We start from the raw sequence: 15,556 nt of genomic DNA on the forward strand, positions 1-15,556 counted from the left end.
TAAAACATGTGGGTGGATGGCCTGATGCTATTGGTGAAGATATAGTTTTGACATGGAAATTTCTTAGTAATAATTGGAAGGTGTATTTTGAACCATTAGCAGTTGCTTTTACAGAGGTTCCTGTCGTTTTAAAATATTTTTATAGGCAAAGAAGTCGATGGGCAAGAGGGATGATAGAAGCATTAAAAGTTTAAACCATGGAGGCAACCGCTATATACAGTTAAATATCTTACTGGGTGCAATTTAGTAATGCCTTACTTAGATTTTGTATATACTTTTTGTTGGATACCTGGATTAATTTTAGCATTTTTCGGATATTATTGGATTGTTGGTCTAACAACACTGTTTGTCCTACCTCTTGCTTTACTTCAAAATTACATTTTATATCGTTATCAAAAAAGTGTATTTTATAATTTAAATCTTAAAATCAGAAAAAACACCTTAGGATTTATAACATATGTACTATTTGATCAAATGTTGATGAGTCCTATATCTGTTCTGGGATATATGCAAGAATTTCTCAAAACACAAAGAATATGGAAATAGTGTAGGATTTAAACCCTACACTATTTCTAGATTATTTATATTTAATAAATTTGATTAAGTTTATATTACATAAATGAAAGTTGTTAAAATAGTATATGCATAGATAATGCAATTATCGGGATTCCAATTAGTGTTCTTTCTAAAAAACAAATAATTAATTCCGATAACTTAACTGGTAATCTCGTAGCTATCATAACAACTATAGTTTCTGAGAAGAAAATAATTTGAACCATTGATAAAGTAGTAATAAAATATCTTGCACCAATATCTAATACATCTACTTTGTCAGCTATTAATAAAACTGGTAAGAACATTTCTGCTATTCCTACTGGAACAGAAGGTGCTATTTCAGCAGCATTCGGAATAGCAAATATTTTCAATATCGGAATGAACAACATACCTACCCAATGGAAAAATGGAGTATATTCCGCAACAATCAAACCAGTTATACCTACAGCAGACAATAATGTAAGTACTTTAGGAAGTATTGTATAACCATCAATTAAACTTGAGCTAATTTCTTTAAAAATATTTTCTGCAGTATATGCTCTTTTAGCAGCTCTGTCGATACCCTTCTTGAAAATACCTAACTCAAATTTAGATTCACTAACTATTTCTTCTTTAGTTTGTCTTCTACCATTGAAGTAAACATTTGGTTTTTTTGACAGTGGAGGAATTCTAACCATAAAAATGGTAATTATAAAAGCAATAAGCAGCGATGAAAAATATACTTTAATGAAATGTTCGCTTAAGCCTGCTGTTTTAATTACAAGTACTGCAAAACCCACACTTACAGCACTAAAGCATGTTGCAATTACTGACGCTTCTCTTTTCGTATATATGTTAGTTTTATAAAGCTTACTTGTAATGATAACGGCCATTGATGAAGAGCTTACAAATGATGCAATCGCATCTACAGCACTTTTTCCAGGAACCTTAAATATTGGTCTCATTAAAGGCTCTAGTATAGATCCTACAAAATCGATTCCTCCATAGCTTAATAAGAAAGGCATAAAGAATGCTCCAACAGGAATAATCCATGCGACTCCAATAACTATGGCTGGAATAACCGTTCCACCTGTAGCCCCTCCTACAATCCATTCAGGACCAACAAATTGATCAAAACTAACATGTAAAGTATATATAACTGTGTAAGCTGCCCCTAAAAGATAGAAAAAAGGATGAAAAACTGAATCATGTTCAAAATACTCATGAAGCCTACTACCTTCTTTTGCAACAAATTTACCATAAAAGCTTGCAAAAGCATTAATTACTATAACACCAGTTATAGCCCATAATCCAAAACTTCCAAATAGTTTTATAAAGTAATTATAAATAAAACCAAATAGAACATCGGATTTTCCACCAATATTAAAAGGAACAAAGAATACTATTACTGCTATAGCAGTAAAGAAAATTGATTTTAATAAACCTATTTTATAACTTCTTTTATCCAATCTTAATGAATCGAGATCATTAGGTTCATTAACATCAACATTAGTTTCTGTATTCATTGTAGTATCAGACATAATAATCCTCCAATCATACCATGTTTATATTGCAACGAACTATTACAAAAACAATAGATATAGCGACTAAAATTATTACTTTTCTAATTTTTTATGTAAAGCAAGCATTGAAATAAATTCAAAACCTACATTTGCAGCCATAAAAGCGGTCATTTCAGTTGGGTCATATTGTGGAGCTACTTCAACAATATCACAACCAACAAAATTAAGATCTTTAAGGGCACGGATAACGGTTAATGTTTCATATGATGTAAATCCTCCTACTTCAGGAGTACCAGTACCTGGAGCATACGCTGGATCAACAAAATCTATATCAAAGGTTAAAAATACTTTTTTATCCCCTACTCTTTGTTTAATTTCTTGTATCAATGCCTCAAAACCCATTTCTCTAACTTTATGCGCTGGAATAAGTCTAAATCCTAATTCCTCTTCAGCAATTTTATGTTCGTTAGGATCATATAGTGAACCTCTCATTCCGATTTGTATTGTATGATTAGGGTCTATAAGGCCTTCTTCTACAGCTCTACGAAATGGAGTTCCATGATTGTGTCTTTGTCCAAACACTTCTTCATTTATATCTGCATGCGAATCAAAGTGAACTAATGCAACAGGGCCATGCTTCTTAGCTATAGCTCTTAAATTTGGAAGTGATATTGAATGATCTCCACCGAAAATTATAGGAATTACTCCTGCATCCACTATTTCCTGCAATCCATTTTCAATATTTTGAAAAGTTGGTTCAATGTAACCTGGAACGATATTTATGTCTCCATAATCTGCCCCATTTAAATTCTCTAATACATTTACTTGTAGATTCACATTGTTAGGTTTTATAAGTGCTGATATACTTCTGATAGCACTTGGTCCAAATCTTGAACCAGTCCTAAATGAACTAGCAGTGTCAAAAGGCACACCTATAATAGCAAAATCTAAACCTTCTGTTGTTTCTAACCTTGGTAAACGCATAAATGTTCCTGTATTACAAAATCTTGGTGAGTTTAAAGCACTAGCTGGCTGATTTAATTTTGTTTCTTTCATAATTCATACCCCCATTTATAATTTTTATTTTCGTTCAATTATTTAATATTTAAGCAAGTACTGTGCCAATTTTAAACTTTGATTAAAAATGAGGTAAATACTTAACTTTAGAGTGTTTACCTTTTAGAGTTTAATATTAAATTAAAATCTTGAAGGCAAAACTGCCTCCTATTTTATGTAAAGAATCATGCTTGTCTACTGTTTTTGTTTGATTAAGAAAAAGAGGCAAAATTGCCTCCACAATGCAAATTTGCCTCTTTTTAAAAAGAAATACTTATATCATGTTTTTTTAGTTTTCTCCTTATTGTACTACGATCTAATTTTAAAATATCAGACATTTCTTTTGTATTCTTAGACTTCTCCATTACATTAAGCAAGAGATTTCTTTCATAGCTGTCCATAGTGTCTTTAAATGGAGATAGATTTCCTATACTAATTATATTTTCATTTTTTGATGTATAATTAGTGATTAAATTAGGAAGATCCTCTAATCCTATTACTTCATTGCTTGTAGTAACAATTAAGCGCTCTATAATATTCTCTAACTCTCTGACATTTCCTGGCCAACTGTATTCGATAAGATATTTTAGTGCTTTTGGATTTATTCTTTTAGCAAATTTATATTTTTTATTTAATCTATCCAAACAGTTCATAATAAGGGGTTGAATATCCTCTTTTCTCTCGCGAAGTGGAGTAATAAATATAGGTACAACATTTAATCTATAATATAGATCTTCTCTAAATTTCTTATCATCAATCATTTTCTTTAAATTTTTATTAGTCGCAGCAATAATCCTAATATCAACAGATATCAGTTTTTTGCCGCCAATTCTTAAAAATTCTCTATCTTGTAAAACTCTAAGAAGCTTAGCTTGCAATTCAAGTGGCAACTCTCCAATCTCATCTAAGAATAGTGTTCCCTCATTTGCAAGTTCAATTAATCCTATTTTTCCTTCTTTAGCAGCCCCAGTGAAAGAACCTTTTTCATACCCGAAAAGTTCTGATTCTAAGAGAGATTCTGGAATAGAACCACAATCAATCTTGATAAACGGTTTATTTTTTCGACTACTATTATGATGAATTAACCTACTTATTACTCCTTTACCAACACCTGATTCCCCTTGAATTAATACCGTAGAGTCAACCCTCGCTACGCGTACTGCTAAGGTTAGAATTTTTTTCATTTTAAAACTTTTGATTACGATATTACCTTCGTTCATTTGTTCCCATCTTAAAAGTTCAAGTTCTGATTTGAATTTTTCTTTAATATTATGAGCATCTTTTAATTGTCTTTTTAAATTATTTAATTCTGTTATATCTCTAGAGTTAATTACTACTTTACTTATTTTCCCATTCTTTAATATAGGTGTGCCTGTAGCCATTATTTCTTTCCCATTAACCTTCTGTAATATTGTAATAGGAACTTTTTTTTCTAATACTTCAAGAGCAACAGATTTTGAATATATTCCACATTTCACTAATTCTTTCATGTGTTTTCCTACAATATTACTAGCGTCCACTCCATCTATTCGCTCACATGCACTATTAAAATATAAAGTTATTCCATTTCCATCTGTAACATGAATACCATCAGAGGATGAGTTGATAATTTCTTTAAGCTCTTCTTCTAAATATATATAATGCTGCATCTGTTTTGAGTACAATCTTTCTAATATCTTTTTTTCATTTTTTATTTGTATTAATTCACTTCTTATAAATCCCATATATACTCCATCATCATCAACAATTGGTAGAATTTTTTGTTGTATTTTATTAAAGTTGATTAAGCTACTATCTTTTTTTTCAACTACAATATTCTTATTTACTATTTCTGAAACTTTTTCTTTATAACTAAATGTTTTTGTGAAAGAGAATAAATCTAATATTCCTACAATCTTATTATCTTCAACAACAGGTAGCTGAGTTGTCTCAGCTACCTGGAATATATCTAGTATTTTTCTTTGATCTTTTTCATTCACATCAATATAAAAATTTTTTTCTAAAATAAAATCCCCACTCAACATCCTCAATACCTTCTTTCAATAGGCGATATTTAATAAAATCATATCTTTAATTATTTCTTTATATAAAAATAAATTCCTTTGACGAACCAATACTATTATTGTCGAACATCACTGTAACAGTATGATAAAACTTCATAGAAAAAAATATAGTAAGGAATTTAAAATTCAAGTTGTTAAACAAGTTATTGAAGAAGATAAGAAAATATCGCATATAGCTAAAGAATTAGAATTATCTAGAGATATGGTATATAGATGGATAAAGGAATTCGAAATTAAAAAAAGTATTCAACCTTTCTCAAGGAACAAAACAACAAAAATTTAAATTCATAAAAGAAGATTCTTCAAAGTATGATGTATAGTAATATGTTTAAGTCGTATTCTGTAGGCATCAGGAAACCGGCTGCCCCAATACCACGCCTTATTAAAGTTAAATACCCCTAAACTAATAATACGCAAAAATTCAGATGGAGTAATGACTTCATCTGAATTAAATTTATTTCTACAATAAACCTTTTATATCTACTCAATAGCTCCATGCAATTCACTTACAAAATTAAAAACTTTATCTTTAACTGCTTCCTCTTCTAGTCCTTTTTCAATTTTCTCAACAATCGCACTTCCAATAATCAGCCCATCACATAATCCCTTTAAATTTTTTATAGCTTCTTTATTGGATATACCAAATCCAATGGCTAAAGGTATCGTAGTATATTTCTTTACTTTATTTATAAAATTTGATAAATCTACTTCAAAACACTCTCTTGTTCCAGTTACTCCCTTTGATGATATACAATAAACAAATCCTTCAGAATCTAAAACAATTTCTCTTATTCTATCTTCAGATGTAGGTGCAACTAAAGCAATTAAGTCAATAGGGTAATTCTTCATAATCTCATTTAATTCTCTTCTCTCTTCTAATGGTAAGTCTGGAATAATTAATCCATCAACTCCACTGTTTTGACACTTATCTAAAAACCTATTTATTCCATATCTATGAATAGTATTAAAATATACTAAAAACACAAGAGGTAATTCTGTCTTCTCTCTTATTTTAGAAACCATATCAAAAATAGAATCAATATTTGTTCCTGCTTTCAAAGCTCTTTGAGCTGCCCTTTGTATCACTGGACCATCGGCCAAAGGATCAGAATAAGGTATGCCTAGCTCAACAATATCAGCTCCTGCTTTTTCCATTTCAAGTACTAGATTTAAGGTAGTATCTAGATCAGGATCTCCACTCGTTATATAAGTAATTAGTGCTTTTTCATTTTTTTGTCTTAATGTATTAAATTTTTCGCTTATTCTACTTTTCATTTTTTGTTCCCCCTATCACATTTAATATTGTATTTACATCTTTATCTCCTCTACCTGATAAATTCAGTACAATTATGTCATCTTTTTTTGTGTTTGGTGCTAACTTCATTAAATAAGCCACTGCATGAGAACTTTCAAGTGCAGGAATAATACCTTCTACTTTTGTTAGATATTGAAATGCATTTACTGCTTCATCATCATTTATCGCTTCATATTTCACTCTACCTATAGAATGATAATATGCATGTTCTGGACCTATTCCTGGATAATCAAGCCCAGCTGATATAGAGTGTACTGGTGTAATTTGACCATATTCATCTTGAAGTAAATATGTCATCATTCCATGTATCACACCAATAGATCCCTTGCTAATAGTAGCTGCATGTTTATCTGTATCAACTCCAAGTCCTCCTGCTTCTACACCATATATTTTTATATCTTTTTCTTGGGCAACAAATGGGTAAAATAACCCCATGGCATTACTTCCTCCACCTACACAAGCGATCAGATAATCTGGATTTCTTCCTTCTTTTTGGAATATTTGTTCTTTCACCTCATCACCAATGATCCTTTGAAAATCTCTTACCATCGTTGGATAAGGATGAGGTCCTACAACAGAACCAATCACATAAAATGTGTTTTCAACATTAGTAACCCAATCTCTAATAGCTTCATTTGTAGCATCCTTTAAAGTCCCTGTACCTGAGGCTACAGAATTTACTTTTGCACCTAGTAATCTCATTTTAAATACATTTAACGATTGTCTTTCTATATCTTCTTCTCCCATATAAACTTCACATTCTAATCCAAACATGGCACATATTGTAGCAGTTGCAACTCCATGCTGACCTGCTCCTGTTTCTGCTATAATACGTTTTTTTCCCATTCTCCTTGCTAATAAAACCTGCCCAATAACATTATTGATTTTATGCGCACCTGTATGATTTAAATCCTCTCTTTTTAAGTATATTTTCCCTCCTCCTAGCTTTTCTGTTAAATTTTTTGCAAAATATAATGGTGTAGGTCTTCCTGAATACTCCTTAACATAATATTTATATTCATTTTGAAATTTTTCATCTTCCTTAGCCCTTATATACTCTCTTTCTAGTTCTATTAATGCATTCATCAAAGTCTCTGGTACAAATTGTCCTCCAAATTTACCAAATCTTTTTGGCATATCTAGTTTACTCATTTTATCCCCTCACACTTTCTATAATTTTTTTTATTTTTTCAAAATTCTTTACTCCATTTACTTCAACACCACTGCTTAAATCTACAACATGTGGCTTTACAGTTTTTATTGCTTTTTTTATATTTTCACATTTAAGACCTCCTGCTAAAATAACAAATTTATCTTTATTTATATCTGATACTATATCCCAATTAAATATTTTTCCTGTTCCTCCATACTGTCCTTTTACAAAAGTGTCTAGTAAAAAACCTTTTACAGGATATGATTCTAATTCCTTTAAACTCGTTTCGTCCCTTATTCTAAATGCTTTCCATATTTCATAATCAAACTGATTACAATACATAGGACTTTCATCTCCATGAAATTGAAGTATATCTAAATCGCAATATTTTGCTATTTCATTTACTTGCTCAAAAGAGTTGTTTAAAAAGACTCCTACTTTTTTTATATTTTTATCTAAAATATCTATTAGTTCTTTTGCTTTGTATTTATCTATTTGTCTAGTGCTTTTTGTGAATACAAATCCAACATAATCTGGTTGTAACTCATTTACATATAAAATATCTTCTTCTCTTTTGAGTCCACATATTTTTATTTTTGTCAATCTATCTCCCCCTAAGCTCATCTAATTTTTCATTTATATATTTTGATTTCATTAAACTTTCTCCTATAAGCACTCCATTCACTTTTAAGCCTTCAAGAAATTTCATATCATTTCTTGTATTTATTCCACTTTCACTTACTATAATCTTATCTTTTGGTATTAGTTTTATTAATTTCTCTGTTGTTTTGATATCTGTTTTAAATGTCTTTAAATCTCTATTGTTAATTCCAATTATTTTTGTTTCTGTATTTAATACCATGTCTAATTCAGTCTCGTCATGTATTTCTACTAGGCAGTCAAGTTCTAGTTCTTTTGCTATATTTTGAAATTTAATCAGTTTATCTTTAGATAAAATAGCTGCAATTAAAAGTATTGCATCCGCTCCTAATAACTTAGATTGATAAATTTGATAGGGATCGATGATAAAATCTTTTCTTAAAATAGGAACAGACGTTATTTTTTTTATTTCAGATAAATACTCATTCTTTCCTTGAAAAAACCTATCTTCAGTTAATACCGATACAGAGCTTACATTATTTTTTTCATATTCCTTTGCTATATAAATGTGATCAAAAGCTTCTTTTATAATGCCCTTTGATGGAGATGCTTTTTTTACTTCTGCTATAATATTTAATTCTTTATTATCAGACATGGCTTTCTCAAAATCTCTTGTTTTACTACAGTTGTCTAACTTAGAAATAATTTCATCAATACTAATGATTTTCTTTTCTTCTTCTACCTTTTTTATTTTGTAATCTACGATTTCATCTAAAATCATTTTTTCATCTCCTGACTTAGTTCAATAAGTTGATTCAACTTCTTTAATGCAAAGCCATTATCTAGTACTTCTTTTGCCTTATTAATTCCATCTTCTAAAGAATCTGCTTGTTTTCCAACATATATAGCAGCCCCAGCATTTAGTAAAACTATATTTCTTCTTGCACCTTTTTCCCCATTTAATATTCTTAACATAATATCCGCATTATCTTTTATTTGTCCTCCTAGTATATCCTCTTTATTTGCTATAGGTATATTAAAATCCATAGGATTAATATAGTAAGTACTTATATTATTATTTTTCAGCTCTGTTACCTTTGTTTTTGTAGTAGTCGTAATTTCATCTAATCCATCTAATCCATGTACAACCATGGCTCTTTCAACACCCAATTCCTTTAAAACCCCTGCTAAAACCGCTGTAAGCTTTTCATCAAATACCCCAAGCACCTGTCCATTTACCCTAGCTGGATTTGTTAATGGACCAAGTACATTAAATATGGTCCTTATACCCAATTCACTTCTTGGAGTTATTACATTCTTCATTAATTTGTGGAAATTAGGAGCAAACATAAACCCTACACCAATCTCCTCAATACACTTTTCTACTTCACAAGAATTTAAATCTATATTTATCCCTAGTAATTCTAGTACATCTGCACTTCCACATTTACTTGAAATAGATCTATTTCCATGCTTTACAACTGCAACTCCACAAGCTGATGCAATAAATGCTACTATAGTAGAAATGTTAAATGTATTTGCCCCATCTCCACCTGTTCCGCAAGTATCAATAGAATACTCTTTATTTATTTTTACATGTAATGATTTATCTCTCATTACTTTAGCACTTCCTGTAATTTCTTCTATCGTTTCCCCTTTTACTCTAAGTGCTGTTAAAAAAGATCCTATTTGTGCTGATGTTGCTTTTCCTTCCATAATCACATTCATAACATTGATCATTTCAGATTCACTTAAATTTTCATTCTGTACTAACTTATTAATTGCTTGTTTTATCACATATATAACCCCCAATACTTATAATCCTAAAAAATTTTTTAATATTTTTTTCCCACCCTTAGTTGAAATGGATTCTGGATGAAATTGCAATCCATATATAGGATATTTTTTATGTTTTAAACCCATAATTTCTCCATCTGAACTTTGAGCAGTTATAATAAGTTGATCTGAAATAGAATTTTTTTCTACAACTAAAGAGTGATATCTTGTTACTTCTAATGGATTTTGAACATCTTTAAATATATCTGTTTCATTATGTTTAATCATAGAAGTTTTCCCATGAATCATTTTATTAGCATGAACTATTTTTCCTCCAAATACTTCGCCTATTGCTTGATGGCCTAAACATACTCCAAGTACAGGAATGTCTTTTCCTAATTTTTTAATAACATCTTTTGATATTCCAGAATCACTTGGAAAACCAGCCCCTGGAGAAATTATTATATGTTTAATATCCATTTTCATTAATTCTTCTATTGTAATAGCATCATTTCTAAATACTCTAACATCTGGATTTATTTCTCCTATATACTGATATAGGTTATACGTAAATGAATCATAATTATCTATTATTACAATCAATATTCTCCCTCCCCTACTTTTTTTATTGTCTCAATAAGAGCTTTCGCCTTTTTTAATGTTTCGTTATGCTCACTTTCTGGATTAGAATCAGCAACAATTCCAGCTCCTGCCTGTATATAAGCAGTATTATCTTTAAATACAACAGTTCTTATAGCTATGCAGGTATCCATGTTGCCGTTAAAACCCAGATATCCAATTGCACCTGCATATACACCTCTTTTGTTATTTTCTAGTTCATCAATTATTTCCATAGCTCTTACTTTTGGTGCTCCAGATACTGTTCCAGCAGGCTGACAAGCTACTAAGGCATCATACATATCGTATTCTTTTTTCATTTTTCCAATTACATTTGATACAATATGCATAACATGAGAATACTTCTGTATTTGCATATATTGGTTTACTTTAACAGTTCCAAATTCTGATATTTTACCAATATCATTTCTTGCAAGATCTACAAGCATCAAATGTTCTGCTCTTTCTTTTTCATCTTCTAATAATTCTTTAGAATACTTATCATCTTCTTTTATATCTTTTCCTCTAGGTCTTGTTCCTGCTATAGGACACGTTTCTACTATCCCTTTATTTGCTTTTACTAGTAATTCTGGTGATGAACCAACTATTTGATAATCTCCAAAATTTATATAATACATATATGGTGATGGATTGAAAGTTCTTAACGTTCTATATGCTTTAAATGGATTAATACTTGTTTCAACCTCAAATCGTTGTGATAATACAACTTGAAATATATCTCCATTTCTTATATATTCTTTTGCTTTTAAGACTTTTTCCATAAATTCTTCTTTCGTTTCATTGCTTGAATATTTTATTTCTTCTGAATTTTCTCGTTGTTCTTCAACATAAAAATTATTTTCTAATATTTCTTTTTTTATTTCTTTTAATCTCTTTATTCCTTGTTCATAACATTTTTTTATCTCATCTTTTATTAATGTATTAACAATGATTTTTATCTTCTGTTTTGTATGATCATAAGCAATTACCTCTTTTGTAATTAAAAGGTGTACATCTGGCATTTTTATATCATCTTTATTTACATTAGGTAGTTTTTCATAATTTCTTATAATGTCATATCCCATATATCCTACTGCTCCACCTGTAAAATCAGGCATATTGTTAATTTTAGGAGATTTATAATCATTAATTAATTTTTTAATAATTTCTATTGAATTTCCTTTTTTATTAATAACTTTATCTTCTTTATTAATAATTACCTTATCGCCATTGCATTTTACAATAATAAACGGATTTCTCCCAATAAAAGAAAACTTTCCCCATTTTTCACCATTTTCTACACTTTCTAAAAGAAAGCTGTTTTTACTTTTGCAAAGCTTCCTATATAGAGTAATTGGTGTATCCATATCTCCTTCTATCTCCATACAGATAGGAACCATCTTTGAACTTTCACTTAAATTCTCGAATTTGTAATAATCTGGATAAATCATATTATCACCTCTTTTTTATAATAAAAAAAAGCATTCCATCCCTATAATTAGGGACGAAATACTTTATATTCCGCGTTGCCACCCTGATTAGATATAATACTACCTTCTAAAAAAGTAACAAAATTGTACAGAAAATAAAAAAAACACTTCATCCTAATATATAGGACGAAATGTTTATATTCCGCGTTGCCACCTAATTTAAAATAGTATCACTACCATCTCTCTCTTCCAAGTACAGAAATAGACCTATCTATTTCGATACTCTGTCCCTATAACGTGAGACCCACGACAAGTGATACTCTCCTACGATTTCACACCGCTTCTCATAGAACCATTCAGTAACCAATTCATATCGGGCTTCCACCATCCCCAACTCTCTATAACTTCATGTATTACTTACTTTTTCTAATCGTCGAATTTTTAATATTCGTAATTTTTGATATTTTTTATTATTTTAACATGATTCATCGTATTTGTCTAGTAACTATTTCTAATTTTTTATATTTATAAACCCCTCTTATTTAAGCGTGTATTTTATTTTCTTCTAACACTTCTTGCAATGCATCTATAAATTTTTGAGTTTGGTCTTTAGTTCCTGTACTAACTCTTAACCAGTTTTTCCAATCCCAAAAATATCCAGGTCTTACTATTATTCCTTTTTTGAGTAATTCTTCAAATACTATTTTTGAATCAACTCCAACATTTACAAATATAAAGTTTGAATTAGACTTTATATACTCTATATTATTTTCTTCAAAATATTTTTCCATCATTCCCATACACTCATAGTTAAGCTCTACAGTTTTATCTATATGATCATCATCATTTAAAGCTCCTATTCCTGCAGCTTGAGCCAACCTGTTAACATTAAATACCATCTTCATCTTATTCATAGCACTAGTTATTTCACTTGATGTAAGTAAATATCCAACTCTTACTGATGCAATTCCAACAGCCTTTGAGAATGTTCTAAGTATAATAGTATTTGGTCTTTTTCTTAATATCTCTAAAGAATCTGGATACTTATCATTTTTTACAGCATACTCATAATAAGCTTCATCAAATACTAAAACTACATCTTCCGGAGTATTCTTTACTAAATAATCAATATCATCCTTAGTCATTATATTTCCAGTCGGATTGTTTGGATTACATACATAAATTAATTTCGTCTTATCGTTGATTTTTTGAACAAATTTTTCAAAATCATGCTTATAGTCTTTAAGATCTATTTGATGAGCAACTCCACCCATAAAAAGAACTTCACTCGCATATTTTCCAAATGTAGGGTTAGCCATTATAGCTTCATCGCCTTCATTTATAAAAGTTTGAGCTATTATTTTTAAAAGCTCTTCCCCACCATTACCTACAACTATATTTTCATGCTTTAGATTGTATCTTTTACATAATCCATCTTTTAACTTAGTGCAGTTAGAATCTGGATATATATGTATACTATCTAATTCTTTTTTTATTTCATTAATAGCCTTTAAAGATGGCCCTAATGGATTTTCATTAGATGCAAGCTTTTCAATATTTTCAATACCTAATTCCTTCTTTAATTCATCTACAGACTTTCCAGGTATATACGGTTTTATAGAAGCTACTTCTTTTCTAAACAGATTTTCACTCATAATTTCAACCCCTTATTTTTACATTATATATAAATTTAAATATTCATATTTACAAATACCATCATAGCCATAACGTATCCATAAATTCCAAATCCACAAATTTGCCCAATACATACCGGAGCAGTTACAGATTTTCTTCTATATTCTTCCCTTGCATGAACATTGCTTATATGAACTTCAATAGTTGGTATTTGTACTGCTTTTAAAGCATCATATATTGCTATGCTATAATGAGTATATGCTGCAGGATTTATTATAATCGCATCATAAACACCATAGGCATTTTGTATATAGTTTACAATTTCACCTTCTATATTACTCTGAACTATATCTATTTTTAGTAATAACTCTCTTGCTTTTTCATATAAGTATGAACATATTTCTTCATATGTTTTTTCACCATATATATCTTTTTCTCTAATACCTAAAAAATTAATATTAGGGCCATTTATTATTAGTACTTTCAAGGATTTCATCTCCTTATTTTATTTAATCTACACATTTAATTATTCTACCTACAACTTCATTTAATTCTGTATCATTAATTATCTCATAGTCACAATATTTCTTATAAAGGTAATACCTTTGTTTAAATAGGTTATAAATTTTGTATTTTCCATCTTTTAATAAAGGACGTGAACTTATATCAACATTAGAAATTATGTCTTCTATGGGCCTGTTAACAAATATTATTATTCCATTTTTATTAAGTCTTTCTATATTTGAATATAACTTCACTACACCTCCTCCAGTAGATATAACCATAGAAAACTTACTACTCACCTCTTCTACTGCTTTACTTTCAATTTTTCTAAAATAATCTTCTCCATAATTAAATATATCTGTAATGCTTCTTTCTTCTTTTTCTTCGATATATTTATCTATGTCAATAAATTCCATACTTAATCTTTGAGCTAAAATATTTCCTATAGTTGTTTTGCCGCATCCAGGCATTCCTATAAGAACTACATTTTTATTTATCTTTCTCATTCATTATTACCACCTTGCAGTATTGAATTAATTTTATAATAGATCTTATCACAAATAGCACTATCAATTTCTGTGTTATTCCATAATTCTTCTGCTTTTACAGCTTGCCCTATCAACATATACAATCCATTTATAGATACTAATCCTAATTCTTTTGCATATTTTAAAAATAAAGTTTGTGTAGGATTGTATATCAAATCAACTGCTACTTTAAATTTTGACATATCTTCTTTATTAATAGGAGAAATATTTACATTAGGATGCATTCCACATGGTGTGCAATTTATTATTATATCTTTTTGTTTTAAATGTTTTATTTCATCATATGATATTAATTTAAATTTTTTAAATTTTTCATCCACTTTACTAATATCCCTACTTACAAATACAATATCATTTATTTCTTTATCTAAAAGGTATTGGACTACAGCTTTTGAAGCTCCTCCCGTTCCAAGTATTACAGCAGTTTTATTCTTAACATTAACATTATATTTATTAAGCATTATTCCAAATCCATAGTAATCAGTATTATATCCAATAGTTTTATTATCTTTAAAACATATTGTATTTACTGCTCCTATTTTATTAGATTCTATTGACATACCATTTAAATATTTTATTATGTCAACCTTATACGGTATAGTAACATTTGCTCCTCTTGCTTTTAATGCATTTAATCCAAACACTGCATCTTTTAAATGTTCATTATTAACTTCAAATAAATGATAATGTCCATCTATACTTAACTCTTTAAATATTATTGAATGTATTATAGAAGAAAAGCTATGGCCTAGCTTTTCTCCTATAAGTCCATATAAACTACTCAAAGCAATCCCCCTTTTA

Annotated in this window: 16 protein-coding genes and 1 other annotated feature; of the genes, 2 read left to right on the forward strand and 14 right to left on the reverse strand. The window is 29.3% G+C overall.

Going from position 1 to position 15,556, the window contains the following annotated elements:
* Positions 1–8: 8 nt before the first annotated feature.
* Positions 9–194, forward strand: coding sequence for a glycosyltransferase (locus M2214_RS09700; protein WP_248476809.1), 186 nt, complete (start codon positions 9–11; stop codon positions 192–194).
* Between the two features lie 435 nt (positions 195–629).
* On the opposite strand, the gene M2214_RS09705 is transcribed toward M2214_RS09700, so the two are convergent.
* From M2214_RS09705 to M2214_RS09715, 3 genes are all read right to left on the reverse strand, one after another.
* Positions 630–2,075: a YjiH family protein gene (locus M2214_RS09705; protein WP_248476812.1), complete on the reverse strand. Its 1,446-nt coding sequence runs from the start codon at positions 2,073–2,075 to the stop codon at positions 630–632.
* 75 nt (positions 2,076–2,150) lie between these two features.
* A complete protein-coding gene (gene speB, locus M2214_RS09710) occupies positions 2,151–3,113 on the reverse strand; it encodes an agmatinase (protein WP_248476822.1) in 963 nt (320 codons plus the stop codon).
* Between the two features lie 260 nt (positions 3,114–3,373).
* On the reverse strand, positions 3,374–5,092 hold the full coding sequence (locus M2214_RS09715) for a sigma 54-interacting transcriptional regulator (protein WP_248476838.1): 1,719 nt from the start codon (positions 5,090–5,092) through the stop codon (positions 3,374–3,376).
* Between the two features lie 166 nt (positions 5,093–5,258).
* Here M2214_RS09715 and M2214_RS09720 point away from each other — a divergent pair, with 166 nt between their 5' ends.
* A complete protein-coding gene (locus tag M2214_RS09720) occupies positions 5,259–5,459 on the forward strand; it encodes a transposase (protein ID WP_248476841.1) in 201 nt (66 codons plus the stop codon).
* A gap of 197 nt (positions 5,460–5,656) precedes the next feature.
* Here M2214_RS09720 and trpA read toward each other — a convergent pair whose 3' ends face one another.
* From trpA to aroE, 11 genes are all read right to left on the reverse strand, one after another.
* Positions 5,657–6,451, reverse strand: a complete 795-nt coding sequence (trpA, locus tag M2214_RS09725) for a tryptophan synthase subunit alpha (protein ID WP_248476850.1) — start codon at positions 6,449–6,451, stop codon at positions 5,657–5,659.
* Entirely contained in the window at positions 6,441–7,643 is a 1,203-nt protein-coding gene (gene trpB, locus M2214_RS09730; RefSeq protein WP_330651480.1) for a tryptophan synthase subunit beta, read from the reverse strand. Before trpB ends, trpA begins: the two co-directional genes overlap by 11 nt.
* 1 nt (position 7,644) lies before the next feature.
* Positions 7,645–8,247, reverse strand: coding sequence for a phosphoribosylanthranilate isomerase (locus tag M2214_RS09735; RefSeq protein ID WP_248476852.1), 603 nt, complete (start codon positions 8,245–8,247; stop codon positions 7,645–7,647).
* A 1-nt stretch (position 8,248) separates the two neighbouring features.
* Positions 8,249–9,025: an indole-3-glycerol phosphate synthase TrpC gene (gene trpC / locus M2214_RS09740; protein WP_248476854.1), complete on the reverse strand. Its 777-nt coding sequence runs from the start codon at positions 9,023–9,025 to the stop codon at positions 8,249–8,251.
* The gene (trpD, locus tag M2214_RS09745; RefSeq protein WP_248476856.1) at positions 9,022–10,041 is read right to left on the reverse strand and encodes an anthranilate phosphoribosyltransferase; all 1,020 of its coding nucleotides are present in this window, start codon (positions 10,039–10,041) and stop codon (positions 9,022–9,024) included. Before trpD ends, trpC begins: the two co-directional genes overlap by 4 nt.
* 18 nt (positions 10,042–10,059) lie before the next feature.
* Complete coding sequence (locus M2214_RS09750; protein WP_248476858.1) at positions 10,060–10,623, reverse strand: anthranilate synthase component II; 564 nt, start codon at positions 10,621–10,623, stop codon at positions 10,060–10,062.
* Positions 10,620–12,089, reverse strand: a complete 1,470-nt coding sequence (trpE, locus tag M2214_RS09755; RefSeq protein ID WP_248476867.1) for an anthranilate synthase component I — start codon at positions 12,087–12,089, stop codon at positions 10,620–10,622. The genes M2214_RS09750 and trpE overlap by 4 nt, the downstream gene beginning before the upstream one ends.
* A 158-nt stretch (positions 12,090–12,247) precedes the next feature.
* Positions 12,248–12,511, reverse strand: a binding site (T-box leader).
* A gap of 99 nt (positions 12,512–12,610) precedes the next feature.
* The gene (gene hisC / locus M2214_RS09760; protein ID WP_248476869.1) at positions 12,611–13,723 is read right to left on the reverse strand and encodes a histidinol-phosphate transaminase; all 1,113 of its coding nucleotides are present in this window, start codon (positions 13,721–13,723) and stop codon (positions 12,611–12,613) included.
* A gap of 35 nt (positions 13,724–13,758) precedes the next feature.
* Positions 13,759–14,190: a type II 3-dehydroquinate dehydratase gene (gene aroQ, locus M2214_RS09765; protein WP_248476871.1), complete on the reverse strand. Its 432-nt coding sequence runs from the start codon at positions 14,188–14,190 to the stop codon at positions 13,759–13,761.
* A 22-nt stretch (positions 14,191–14,212) separates the two neighbouring features.
* On the reverse strand, positions 14,213–14,713 hold the full coding sequence (locus tag M2214_RS09770; protein ID WP_248476873.1) for a shikimate kinase: 501 nt from the start codon (positions 14,711–14,713) through the stop codon (positions 14,213–14,215).
* Positions 14,710–15,540, reverse strand: coding sequence for a shikimate dehydrogenase (aroE, locus tag M2214_RS09775; RefSeq protein ID WP_248476875.1), 831 nt, complete (start codon positions 15,538–15,540; stop codon positions 14,710–14,712). The genes M2214_RS09770 and aroE overlap by 4 nt, the downstream gene beginning before the upstream one ends.
* Positions 15,541–15,556 lie beyond the last annotated feature (16 nt).

This window comes from Tepidibacter aestuarii (genome assembly GCF_934924865.1).
Lineage (GTDB): Bacteria > Bacillota > Clostridia > Peptostreptococcales > Peptostreptococcaceae > Tepidibacter_A > Tepidibacter_A aestuarii.

Excerpts from the sequence above, each read along its gene's own strand:
- M2214_RS09705 (WP_248476812.1), bottom strand. The coding sequence starts at position 2,075 with ATGTCTGATACTACAATGAATACAGAAACTAATGTTGATGTTAATGAA.
- speB (WP_248476822.1), bottom strand. The coding sequence starts at position 3,113 with ATGAAAGAAACAAAATTAAATCAGCCAGCTAGTGCTTTAAACTCACCA.
- M2214_RS09720 (WP_248476841.1), top strand. The coding sequence starts at position 5,259 with ATGATAAAACTTCATAGAAAAAAATATAGTAAGGAATTTAAAATTCAA.
- trpA (WP_248476850.1), bottom strand. The coding sequence starts at position 6,451 with ATGAAAAGTAGAATAAGCGAAAAATTTAATACATTAAGACAAAAAAAT.
- trpB (WP_330651480.1), bottom strand. The coding sequence starts at position 7,643 with ATGAGTAAACTAGATATGCCAAAAAGATTTGGTAAATTTGGAGGACAA.
- trpC (WP_248476854.1), bottom strand. The coding sequence starts at position 9,025 with ATGATTTTAGATGAAATCGTAGATTACAAAATAAAAAAGGTAGAAGAA.
- trpE (WP_248476867.1), bottom strand. The coding sequence starts at position 12,089 with ATGATTTATCCAGATTATTACAAATTCGAGAATTTAAGTGAAAGTTCA.
- hisC (WP_248476869.1), bottom strand. The coding sequence starts at position 13,723 with ATGAGTGAAAATCTGTTTAGAAAAGAAGTAGCTTCTATAAAACCGTAT.
- M2214_RS09770 (WP_248476873.1), bottom strand. The coding sequence starts at position 14,713 with ATGAGAAAGATAAATAAAAATGTAGTTCTTATAGGAATGCCTGGATGC.